Here is a 13,562-nt window from a genome sequence, read left to right as displayed (position 1 = left end):
AGAAAAGCAGCTCGCCCCACCGGACCGCGAAAGCGAGAACTTCAGGTCAGTTCCTGAACGCCACTATTCCTTGGGTCGTTGACAGGCACGGCAGTTGTTGGTGCGAAATCGTTATGCAGATTCCCCTTCAGTCACCTCTATACACGCCTCGCGACCCAAGCGTGACAACTCTTGGCGGCTGCCTCCCCCGAAGGGTTGGTGTCTTATACGCGCAGTTCGCATCCGACAGCAGCTACTACACCTATGGGGGATTCGCTGACACCCGAACGCGGGGGGTAGTAATTCACCCAATTCGGCCGTAGTGTCCCATTTATTCTATGAAACCCATTCACATCGTGAGAACCGTGTGAGGTCACGCTTCTTATGGGATACAGTCCAACTCGTTTGGGTCAACATTTCTACGCTAGAAGGAGTCACGTCGTGAACTGGAATCTGTTATCTCACCGCCGGGGGGGACGCCGGGCTCTCCGCGCAGCCACCGCGCGGTGGAAAGCCAAGGGCAGATCCGCCCGTCCGGCCGCTTCCGACGTGCAGGCGCCGCAGTTGCTGTGCTGGCACTCGGAGCCACACTACTCAACGGTGCGGGCGTAGCTTTCGCCTCCCAGGATGGACCCGGCCTCGACTCTCCTTCGGGATCCCCGGGCGGTCCTACTGCAAACAGAGGTTCTTATGTCGTCAATCTAGGCTATGGCACCGAGATGTTCTTTTGCATCGATGGCGGACTGGCTCCTCCTGAGAACGGGCAGACCTTTGATAGGTTGACCAGCTCTTACCCAAAAATGTCGGCTATTTTAGCGAAGTACGACACGGTGAGCCCCGGAGGCGCCGCGAGCGCCGCAGACAACGTGACCTACGCAGCGCTCTACCGCGTGGTCCACGACTCAGCCGAGTTCCCCCATCAAGACGACCCAAACTGGGACACCCCTCCTCCTGTTGGAGCGGAAGCGGGCGCAGTCAATGCAAAGATCGCGGAAATTATTGCGTACGGCAACCTCTACTACGGTCCCTACACCGCTGATGTGACCGCTACCTCCCAAACCTCAACCACGGGATTGGCACAGGCTGGCGTCAAGTCGTCGCCAGGCAATTACGTTCCCGACATCGCGGCCGTTGCCAGCATTTCCGGCGACGCAACCTTTGATGCGAACTCTGCGCAGACTCTTTCCTTCCTCACTACCAACGCTTTGTACAATCTGCCCATCACTAAGACCGGGCCTGTACCTGCCGTGGTCACGGTGACTTTCGCAGGTCTCTCCGACGGCCAAGTGCGGGTGTACACGCCCAACCCGAGAAGCCAAGCAATCCCGGGAGAACCCGGATCCACGTCGGTAGATACCCAAGCGGTCATCTCCAAGTCCCCAGGTCTGGTAACCAAGGACGGTACGGCCACCTTCGAGGCAGCGCCGCCGACATCGTTCCAACCGGTGGTTACCACCCAGACGTCTAATGCCTCCGGTGTGAACCAGCCGCTAACGGACACAATGGTTGTTAGCACCCAAGGCAACGTTGCTTGGCCCACCGGCGTCAGCGTTGTGGTCACCAGCACCTTGTACGGCCCATACGCCGCAGCACCGACACAAACGGCAACCCTGCCGCCAGGCTCTGCAGCTCTCGCCGTCGGCACAGTCACCACCACCGTGACCGGCCCCGGCACCTACACCACACCGTCCATCACCCCGACCGTCTCCGGCTACTACGTGTGGCACGAAACGATCCCGGCCGGAACATCCAACACCGCCTGGAACGCCCCATTCGGCGTCTCCACCGAAACAACACTCGTCCCCGGCGACGTCACGCCGACAACGTTCCAACCGGTGGTTACCACCCAGACGTCTAATGCCTCCGGTGTGAACCAGCCGCTAACGGACACAATGGTTGTTAGCACCCAAGGCAACGTTGCTTGGCCCACCGGCGTCAGCGTTGTGGTCACCAGCACCTTGTACGGCCCATACGCCGCAGCACCGACACAAACGGCAACCCTGCCGCCAGGCTCTGCAGCTCTCGCCGTCGGCACAGTCACCACCACCGTGACCGGCCCCGGCACCTACACCACACCGTCCATCACCCCGACCGTCTCCGGCTACTACGTGTGGCACGAAACGATCCCGGCCGGAACATCCAACACCGCCTGGAACGCCCCATTCGGCGTCTCCACCGAAACAACACTCGTCCCCGGCGACGTCACGCCGACAACGTTCCAACCGGTGGTTACCACCCAGACGTCTAATGCCTCCGGTGTGAACCAGCCGCTAACGGACACAATGGTTGTTAGCACCCAAGGCAACGTTGCTTGGCCCACCGGCGTCAGCGTTGTGGTCACCAGCACCTTGTACGGCCCATACGCCGCAGCACCGACACAAACGGCAACCCTGCCGCCAGGCTCTGCAGCTCTCGCCGTCGGCACAGTCACCACCACCGTGACCGGCCCCGGCACCTACACCACACCGTCCATCACCCCGACCGTCTCCGGCTACTACGTGTGGCACGAAACGATCCCGGCCGGAACATCCAACACCGCCTGGAACGCCCCATTCGGCGTCTCCACCGAAACAACACTCGTCCCCGGCGACGTCACGCCGACAACGTTCCAACCGGTGGTTACCACCCAGACGTCTAATGCCTCCGGTGTGAACCAGCCGCTAACGGACACAATGGTTGTTAGCACCCAAGGCAACGTTGCTTGGCCCACCGGCGTCAGCGTTGTGGTCACCAGCACCTTGTACGGCCCATACGCCGCAGCACCGACACAAACGGCAACCCTGCCGCCAGGCTCTGCAGCTCTCGCCGTCGGCACAGTCACCACCACCGTGACCGGCCCCGGCACCTACACCACACCGTCCATCACCCCGACCGTCTCCGGCTACTACGTGTGGCACGAAACGATCCCGGCCGGAACATCCAACACCGCCTGGAACGCCCCATTCGGCGTCTCCACCGAAACAACACTCGTCCCCGGCGACGTCACGCCGACAACGTTCCAACCGGTGGTTACCACCCAGACGTCTAATGCCTCCGGTGTGAACCAGCCGCTAACGGACACAATGGTTGTTAGCACCCAAGGCAACGTTGCTTGGCCCACCGGCGTCAGCGTTGTGGTCACCAGCACCTTGTACGGCCCATACGCCGCAGCACCGACACAAACGGCAACCCTGCCGCCAGGCTCTGCAGCTCTCGCCGTCGGCACAGTCACCACCACCGTGACCGGCCCCGGCACCTACACCACACCGTCCATCACCCCGACCGTCTCCGGCTACTACGTGTGGCACGAAACGATCCCGGCCGGAACATCTAACACCGCCTGGAACGCCCCATTCGGCGTCTCCACCGAAACAACACTCGTCCCCGGCGAGATCGAGATCAAGGCCACTCCTCAGGTGACGACGACGACTTCGTCGGCGATCGCTACCCCGGGCACTGTGTTGACTGACACGTTGAATGTGACTGGGGTTAACCCGTTGCATCCGGTGACGATCAGTACCACTTTGTATGGGCCGTATGCGGAGTTGCCAGCAACGACGAACACTGGTCCTGGCGCCACTGACCTTCAGGTCAAGACCGTGACCGTTGCAATTCCGAAGGACGGCGCGTACGTGACCCCGGGCGTTGTTATCACCGCACCTGGTTACTACGTCTGGTACGAAAAGATCGTGGCGGATACCTACAACAACGCCTGGACCCCGCCGACTTTCCCGCTGACCTACGAGACCACGATCATCAAGTGGGCCCCGCAGGTTACGACGAAGACGTCTGCGTCCATTGCCGCAGCGGGATCGATGCTCAGTGACACACTGGTCGTGACCGGGAACAACCCGAACCACCCAGTGACCATCACCAGCACCCTCTACGGCCCGTACGCCGAACTGCCAGCAACGTCCAACGGACCTGGCGCGATGGACGTTGCGGTTGGAACTGTTTCCACCACCGTCACCGGACCCGGCACCTACCAAACGCCCGCCCTGACCCTGAAGGGCCCGGGTTACTACGTCTGGTACGAAACGATCCCCGGCGACACCTACAACACCCCATGGACCCCACCGACGTTCCCGCAAACACCGGAAACCACCGTTGTTAAGTCCAGCCCGGCAGTGACCACCGTGACCTCAGCGGCTATCGCCACCGAAGGCACGATGCTCACCGACACACTGAACGTGACCGGGGTCAACCCGAACCACCCAGTGACCGTCAGCTCCACCCTCTACGGCCCGTACCTGACACTGCCCGCAACGTCCAACGGCCCAGGCGCAAACGACAACAAGGTCGGAACCGTCCAAACAGTCGTTAACGGAAACGGCCAGTTCACCACCCCGGCACTGAAGCTGCCAGGCACCGGCTTCTACGTTTGGTATGAAACGATCCCCGGCGATGAGTACCACAACCCGTGGACCCCACCGACGTTCCCGCAAACACCGGAAACCACCGTTGTTAAGTGGTCCCCGGCCGTGAGCACCGTAACTTCGGTGAAAACAGCCAAAGAAGGAACCAAACTCACCGACACCCTGACCGTCACCGGAGTTCACCCCTCGGTCTCGCTCATCGTGAGCTCCACCCTCTACGGCCCGTACCTGACACTGCCCGCGACATCCAACGGCCCAGGCGCAAACGACAAGGCCGTCGGAACCGTCCAAACAACCATCACCGGAAGCGGCACCTACGTAACCCCAGCACTGGTCCTACCAGCAGCCGGCTACTACGTCTGGTACGAAACCATCCCCGCAGACGACTTCCACAACTCATGGAAACCACCAACATTCCCCCAAACCAGCGAAACCACCTACGTCACATCCACGGGTGTTATCAGTGGTAACGGGATCACAGGAGCGGGCGGAGTTATCCGACCGTCCAACCTGGCGATCACTGGTGTGAGCCAGTCCACGCCGTTGGTGGTGGGCTTCGGCCTGGTCCTGCTGATGCTCGGAGGCGCGTTCCTGCTCATTGGCCGGAGCCGCAAGAAAGCGTAATAAACACGCTGCCTAGCAGCCAGCACAGTTAAACCACCGGTGGTGGGGTCCCCGTCAAACATGACGAGGACCCCACCACCGAGTGCATTCAGCACCAAAACACACCAGAGCAACCCGCCACTAGACTCACACCGCCTCCTTCAATGGCGCAGCGCAATGCCTGCCTCATGCACCCGCGCAGCTATGTTCACGCAGATCACCGGAGGTCCTGGGACCCGCCACGGTGCCTGACGCCAGTGGGAGGCGCGCCCGCTCTCCGTAGGGATGGGCCAAGAAGCCGTGAACGGGTACCGCCGCTGCACGGCAGTGCTTTCGAGGGGAAGAGACCCCTCATCCCAGAGTCGGCCGACCGACTAGCGGAACCCGCAGAGGAGTCACTGCTCTGCAACGCGATCGCCCGATACGGTGAAATCGGCCCGCCTGCCCCAACTAATGAGGGTTTCCTGCACCGGCCCCGGCCACCGGCACCGCGGCTCCGAATCAAGTCCGCTAAATTGCCGTGAGCGGAAGTGCACGACGGACGGCAAGCTTTCGTTTTTCGCTCAGCAGCGAGCCCTCCCCCGGACCTCGGGACCGCCTCCCCCTTAGTATCAAGTCGCCCACCCGGGTTCACTTCGCGCTGACAGAAGCAGCGCCGCAGGTTCGCCGACTCCCCGAGGCGTGCCGCCGCTTGCGCGTGGACGTGCCTAATCGCTCCCGATCCGTCTGCCTTTGGCAACCGATACCCCTGACCCATACATACATCGCTTGGCTGCACGTCGTCGAACCGAATCCGCCTCCACGAGGCGCGTCCGCAATGTCAGCTCTACAACTTTACGGACTGCTAATCAGCATTTACTCAGGGTCACCGATATTGCAGTCTCGACACCCTTATGGAGTGATCCCGGAAGAGTGAAGTTACTCAAAGCGGCTAATTTGCCCAATTTGCTGCAACTTTATGGGCCAAATGAGTGATGCGGCGGGGTATGGTGACACTCGGTTAAGAAAGTGTTTACTCGTCCTGAAGGAGCCACGCTGTGAGTTGGAAATTTTCGCACCCACGCCCGGAGGGGGCGCTCAGTCGCTGGCGCACCCCATCCCCTGATGTAGCAACGCAAGCCCGTTCGCGGCATCGCCGCCCGGAAGGTAGAGCCCGTCGCCTTGGAGCGGCGTTTGCCGCTCTCGCGATCGGCGCCTCCGTCGTCAGCGGCGCCGGCGTCGCTCTGGCAGACGGAGATGGCCCCGGCCAAATGGGAGGATCGGGCACCAATGACTTCGCCTCGATCCACCACGGCGCTTTCATCAGTAGCTGGGCTGGATCGGGCGGCAATATCTACACATTCTGTGTCGACGGTGGCCGTCCCCGCCCTTCAAATAACGACAATTACAGCAAGTCCACCCTCAACGCCCCGCAGCTCGCAGCGGTTCTCAATCAGTTTGATACCGGAAATGCTGACGAAGGCTCGGGCGACGACGTCGCTTACGAAGCGTTGTACGAATTTGCGTTGAAGTCGCCTGAGGTTGAGCATAATTACGCGCCAGATTGGAAGCTGCCCAAGGCGGCTACGGCCAATGTCCAGCAACTAGCCGATAATTTGCAGACACTAGATACTTTCGCTGCTCGCTATGCGGGTCCTTACAACGTCAAGATCAGCAAGACGCAAGACGGCGCAAATGGGACTGTCACCGTCGGTGTCAAATCTGCTCAGGACCAGTACGTGGGCGCAGTAAAGGGCTCAATCAGCATTACCGGTGGATCCTTGATCTACCAGGGACAGAACATCGGCCCCGGTCCCTTAATGATCGAAACCCCGGGCGACGGGCGGAGCCCCAGCGACGCGCTGAACATTCCCGTCGTCCTCGACGGCACCGGTCCAGCGACCGTGACGGTCACGTTCAAGGGATTGAACGATGGCACCGTAATTAAGTGGACGCCACCAGGTGGCGTGAATAAGCAGGGTGTCATCTCCAAGGGAGGCACCACGGAGGTCTCGGGATCGATCTCCTTCGATGCCGCACCGCCACCGCCACCCACCTCGTTCCAGCCACAGGTCACCACCAAAACCTCCGCTGCAACAGCTGCCATCGGCACCCAACTGACCGACACCCTGGTCGTCACCACCGCTAACAACGCCCCATGGATCGGTGGCCCACTCACGGTCACCAGCACCCTCTACGGACCGTTCACCAGCGCACCGGTGCTATCAGCAACCGTCCCAGCAGGCGCACCCATCGCCGGCACCGTCACCACCCAGGTCGACAAAGCCGGCACCTACACCACCCCATCGGTCACCCTCACAGCAGCGGGCTACTACGTCTGGCACGAAACCATCCCCGCCGGCACCAACAGCGGAGCATGGACCGGCCAATACGGCGTCACCGACGAGACCACCCAGGTCCCCACACCGGTAACACCCACCTCGTTCCAGCCACAGGTCACCACCAAAACCTCCGCTGCAACAGCTGCCATCGGCACCCAACTGACCGACACCCTGGTCGTCACCACCGCTAACAACGCCCCATGGATCGGTGGCCCACTCACGGTCACCAGCACCCTCTACGGACCGTTCACCAGCGCACCGGTGCTATCAGCAACCGTCCCAGCAGGCGCACCCATCGCCGGCACCGTCACCACCCAGGTCGACAAAGCCGGCACCTACACCACCCCATCGGTCACCCTCACAGCAGCGGGCTACTACGTCTGGCACGAAACCATCCCCGCCGGCACCAACAGCGGAGCATGGACCGGCCAATACGGCGTCACCGACGAGACCACCCAGGTCCCCACACCGGTAACACCCACCTCGTTCCAGCCACAGGTCACCACCAAAACCTCCGCTGCAACAGCTGCCATCGGCACCCAACTGACCGACACCCTGGTCGTCACCACCGCTAACAACGCCCCATGGATCGGTGGCCCACTCACGGTCACCAGCACCCTCTACGGACCGTTCACCAGCGCACCGGTGCTATCAGCAACCGTCCCAGCAGGCGCACCCATCGCCGGCACCGTCACCACCCAGGTCGACAAAGCCGGCACCTACACCACCCCATCGGTCACCCTCACAGCAGCGGGCTACTACGTCTGGCACGAAACCATCCCCGCCGGCACCAACAGCGGAGCATGGACCGGCCAATACGGCGTCACCGACGAGACCACCCAGGTCCCCACACCGGTAACACCCACCTCGTTCCAGCCACAGGTCACCACCAAAACCTCCGCTGCAACAGCTGCCATCGGCACCCAACTGACCGACACCCTGGTCGTCACCACCGCTAACAACGCCCCATGGATCGGTGGCCCACTCACGGTCACCAGCACCCTCTACGGACCGTTCACCAGCGCACCGGTGCTATCAGCAACCGTCCCAGCAGGCGCACCCATCGCCGGCACCGTCACCACCCAGGTCGACAAAGCCGGCACCTACACCACCCCATCGGTCACCCTCACAGCAGCGGGCTACTACGTCTGGCACGAAACCATCCCCGCCGGCACCAACAGCGGAGCATGGACCGGCCAATACGGCGTCACCGACGAGACCACCCAGGTCCCCACACCGGTAACCCCCACCTCGTTCCAGCCACAGGTCACCACCAAAACCTCCGCTGCAACAGCTGCCATCGGCACCCAACTGACCGACACCCTGGTCGTCACCACCGCTAACAACGCCCCATGGATCGGTGGCCCACTCACGGTCACCAGCACCCTCTACGGACCGTTCACCAGCGCACCGGTGCTATCAGCAACCGTCCCAGCAGGCGCACCCATCGCCGGCACCGTCACCACCCAGGTCGACAAAGCCGGCACCTACACCACCCCATCGGTCACCCTCACAGCAGCGGGCTACTACGTCTGGCACGAAACCATCCCCGCCGGCACCAACAGCGGAGCATGGACCGGCCAATACGGCGTCACCGACGAGACCACCCAGGTCCCCACACCGGTAACACCCACCTCGTTCCAGCCACAGGTCACCACCAAAACCTCCGCTGCAACAGCTGCCATCGGCACCCAACTGACCGACACCCTGGTCGTCACCACCGCTAACAACGCCCCATGGATCGGTGGCCCACTCACGGTCACCAGCACCCTCTACGGACCGTTCACCAGCGCACCGGTGCTATCAGCAACCGTCCCAGCAGGCGCACCCATCGCCGGCAAAGTCACCACCCAGGTCGACAAAGCCGGCACCTACACCACCCCATCGGTCACCCTCACAGCAGCGGGCTACTACGTCTGGCACGAAACCATCCCCGCCGGCACCAACAGCGGAGCATGGACCGGCCAATACGGCGTCACCGACGAGACCACCCAGGTCCCCACACCGGTAACGCCTCCGACAAAAGCCACACCGATGGTGACGACACTGACCTCGGCACAGATCGCTACGCCGGGAACAGTATTGACAGACACCCTGACCGTGACCGGGGTTAACCCGGCGCATCCAGTGGTCATCACGACGACGTTGTACGGGCCATTCGCCGAACTGCCTGCCACCTCCACCGGGCCGGCTGCAGACGCTCTTCAGGCTGGCACTGTCAGCATCACGGTCAACGGCTCGGGCAAGTTTGTTACCCCGGGTGTGACGGTTAATGCTCCTGGCTTCTACGTCTGGTACGAGAAGATTCCAGGCGATGACTTCAATAACGCATGGCAGCCGCCGACGTTCCCGTTGACGTACGAGACCACCGTTGTCAAGTGGGCCCCGTCGGTCACCACCAAGACGTCAGTGGCAATCGCCACGAAGGGCACGCTGCTCAGTGACACGTTGGTCGTGACCGGGGTCAACCCCAATCACCCCGTCACCATTACCAGCACGCTCTATGGTCCTTACACCACGCTTCCGGTCACCTCCAATGGTCCGGGTGCTAACGATCCTAAGGTCGGAGTCGCTCAAACCACAGTGACCGGACCGGGAACCTATGTCACGGCAGCACTTCCGCTGCCCAGTACCGGGTTCTACGTGTGGTACGAAACGATTCCAGGTGACACGTACAACACTCCGTGGACGCCTCCGACGTTCCCGCAGGCACCGGAAACCACAGTCGTCAAGTGGATCCCTTCGGTGACGACGGTGACTTCGGCAGCTATTGCCAGCGCGGGCACCGCGTTGACGGACACACTGACCGTGACCGGGGTTCACCCCACGCAGCCAGTGACCATCAGCACCACGCTGTACGGGCCATTCGCCGAACTGCCTGCCACCTCCACCGGGCCGGCAGCGGATGCACCCAAGGTCGGAACCGTTAGCGTCACCGTTACCGGTCCGGGGACGTACGTCACCCCGGCTCTGACCTTGCCGTCGGCTGGTTACTACGTGTGGTACGAAACGATTCCGGGCGATAACTTCCACACTCCGTGGACCCCGCCCACCTTCCCGCAGACTTACGAGACCACCGTGGTTAAGTCGACTCCGTCGGTGACCACCGTGACCTCTGTGGCTGTTGCCAGCATTGGAACCCAACTGACCGACACGCTGCTGGTGGCCGGGGTCAACCCGAATCACCAGGTCACCATCACCAGCACGCTTTACGGTCCGTACACCGTTCTGCCTGCAACTTCCGGTGGGCCCGGCGCGAACGATCCCCAGGTCGGGACAGTCACCACCAGCGTCACAGGTCCGGGAACGTTCGTTACCCCGGCTCTGACTTTGCCTGCTACCGGTTTCTACGTCTGGTACGAGACAATCCCAGGGGATCAGTACAACACCCCTTGGAAGCCCCCGACCTTCCCGCAGGTGCCGGAAACCACTGTCGTCAAGTGGTCCCCGGCAGTGAGCACCGTGACCTCGGTGGCGAATGCCGCCATCGGCACGAAGCTGACTGACACCCTCAACGTCACCGGCGTTCACCCCACCCAATCTGTCATTGTGAGCAGCACGCTTTACGGCCCCTACGCCGCGCTGCCCGCTACGTCCAGCGGCCCCGGAGTTAATGATCCGAAGGTCGGTACTGTTACCACCACCGTGACTGGCAGTGGTAAGTACGTAACCCCGGCGCTCACGCTGACGGCTGCTGGGTACTACGTGTGGTACGAAACGATCCCAGGCGATGCCTTCCACAACCCGTGGAAGCCGACCAGCTACCCCCAGCCAAGTGAAACCACGCTCGTGCAGGTCACCACTGTCCGAGGTGCAGGCGGAGTTGTGGGTGGCCGCGCGGGAGCAGCAACGGTGATCATTCCGAACAACCTCGCTTTCACTGGTGTAAGCCAGTCCACGCCGTTCGTTCTAGGCTTCGGCCTCGTTCTTCTCGCGGTGGGAGGCGCCTTCCTGGTTATTGGCCGGAAGCGCAAGAAGGCGTAATAGCCACGCTGCCTAGCAGCTTGCCAAGTTAGACCACCGGTGGTGGGGCCCGCGTCAACTCGACGTGGACCCCACCACCGAGTTGTATGTGCCCGAAGTAAATTGGATCCCGACTTATTTGCCGCCCGAACGGTTCGTGCCCCGCCAGGCTTGACCGCGAGAGGGCGGCTCGTGTTGTTCAGCGCCGCGAAGCTGTCGCCGAAGTAAACCCGAGTCTGGCAAAATACATAGATCGCCACCGTCGGCCAATTTTGCAGACTCCCGGCAGCCCTGATGGACGATGCGAGATGGTGGAAATAGTCGATATGACGGCAAAGAATGCCCGGCCGCGCGACGGCGCACCAGAGACGATGCCGCAAGCACAACTGACCCCCTCCGATCACCACAGTGCGTCGATTCCACCGGCACTTTTCACCGACCCGGTCGCGGAGACTCGTTGGCGCGCAAGGTTTGCAGCGATCCGGATGGGACTCCCCGACCAGGCGCGAGACGCCGCTGATCACACGGTCTTGGTGTCGAACATGTCCGGTGCATACGAGCTGTATTGCTGGCAGCCCAGCACCGACACATTGACCCAGTCGACATCCCGCCAGGACGGCACGACGCAGGGGACGCTCTCCCCCGATGGCGCGAATCTATGGTGGTTTGATGACAGCGCGGGCGATGAGTTTGGTAGCTGGCGCATCCAGCCATTCGGTTCTGCCCCCGGTGAAGGGTTCGTCGCACCACTCGCCCTTCCCGAGGTTGGCGCGGGTTATCCCGCTGGCCTCGAGGTGGGTGCGAGCGTGACTATCGCGGGCTTCTCCGATGACGAAGGCACGCGGATTCATTTATGCGTGGACGGCAGCCCAAGCACTGTCGTGTACTCGCACGCCGAGGACGCCGGAGTGGGCGCGCTGTCTCGCGACGAGACCATCTGGGTGCTCTCCCATTCCGAGCATGGCGACTCCAGGTACCCAGCGCTGCGGGCACTTTCCGTCCGTTCCGGTGCAATGCTCGCCGAGTTGTCTGATGCGCCAGGCAAAGGTCTTAACCCACTGGCTTTTTCGCCCGTCGCTGGCGACCAACGGCTGCTCGTCGGTCACGAGCGGCAAGGCCGCGAGGAGTTGCTGATCTGGGATCTGGAGACCGGGGCAGTCACAGAACTTCGTATTGATCTGCCGGGCGACATCGATGGCGATTTTTATCCCGACGCCACCGCGCTGCTCCTGATCCACACCCACGCAGCGCGTACCAGCATGCACCGCTGGGACCTGACGACGGGCGAGCTGACAAACCTGCCGGGTGCTCCCGGGGTGGTCTCAGGTGCCACTGTTCGAGCCGGCGGCGCACTCTGGTACCGCCATTCGTCAGCTGAGACTGCCGCCACCGTGCGGATCCTCGACACCGACGGCGACCGAGTACTGCTGCGGCCCCCGGGTGAGCCTGCGCCCGCATCCCAGCCGGTTGCCGACGTCTGGGTTGACGGTCCCGGTGGCCGCATCCACGCACTTATGGCGAGGCCAGCACCCGGTGGTGTTGCCAACGGCGTCGAGGCCAACGGCGGCGCGTTGCCCACAGTTTTCTTCGTCCATGGCGGTCCAGCCGCCGCAGACGAAGACGACTATGACGCCACCCGAGCAGCGTGGCTGGATGCCGGGTTTGCCACCGTCCAGGTCAACTATCGGGGCTCAACCGGTTACGGCTCCCAGTGGCGCGATGCCCTCACACAGCGGATGGGCCATACCGAATTGGCAGATATCGCCGCTGTTTATGACCATCTACTCGTGCAGGGGCTGGCCGACGCAGACGCCTGCGTCATCGCCGGCTATTCCTGGGGTGGTTACCTCGCTTTGTTGGCGGCAGGAACCCAGCCGAGCCGATGGGCGGCCGTGGTGGCTGGGGTGCCGGTCGCCGACTACGTGGCCGCTTATGAGGATGAGATGGAACCGCTACGCGCGTACGACCGCGCACTTTTCGGCGGTTCACCTGCCCAGGTTCCGGATAAATACGCCGATTCCTCCCCCATCACCTACGTCGACGCGGTGCGAGCGCCGGTGTTGGTGTTGGCTGGTGAAAACGATCCACGGTGTCCCATTCGGCAAATCGACAACTATCTCGGCAAGCTCGCCGAGCTAGGTTCGCCCTACGAGGTGTATCGCTACGAGGCGGGGCACGGTTCGATGGTGGTCCAGGAGAGGCTGCGTCAGGTGCTGGTAGAGATCGATTTTGTGCGTCGAGCGCTCGCCCACGGCGTAGGGGCCTGAAACCAGCTCTCAGCGCGCACCGAAGTGCCCAGCACCTGTTGAGGGTCTGCACCTGTTGAGGGTCTGCACCTATT

3 protein-coding genes are annotated in these 13,562 nt (G+C 62.4%); all 3 read left to right on the top strand.

All coding sequences use genetic code 11. The features are described 5' to 3' along the window. The first annotated feature begins 485 nt into the window (after positions 1 to 485). Complete coding sequence (locus EH165_RS02115; RefSeq protein ID WP_124797825.1) at positions 486 to 4,958, top strand: hypothetical protein; 4,473 nt, start codon at positions 486 to 488, stop codon at positions 4,956 to 4,958. Positions 4,959 to 5,974: 1,016 nt separating this feature from the next. Then, positions 5,975 to 11,242 carry a hypothetical protein gene (locus tag EH165_RS02110; protein WP_124797824.1) on the top strand — a complete coding sequence of 1,756 codons (5,268 nt, stop codon included), beginning with the start codon at positions 5,975 to 5,977 and terminating at the stop codon, positions 11,240 to 11,242. Positions 11,243 to 11,592: 350 nt separating this feature from the next. After that, positions 11,593 to 13,488, top strand: coding sequence for an alpha/beta hydrolase family protein (locus EH165_RS02105; RefSeq protein WP_124800239.1), 1,896 nt, complete (start codon positions 11,593 to 11,595; stop codon positions 13,486 to 13,488). Positions 13,489 to 13,562 lie beyond the last annotated feature (74 nt).

It is taken from the genome of Nakamurella antarctica (assembly GCF_003860405.1).
Lineage (GTDB): Bacteria > Actinomycetota > Actinomycetes > Mycobacteriales > Nakamurellaceae > Nakamurella > Nakamurella antarctica.
This window is presented reverse-complemented; position numbering and strand designations above follow the sequence as displayed.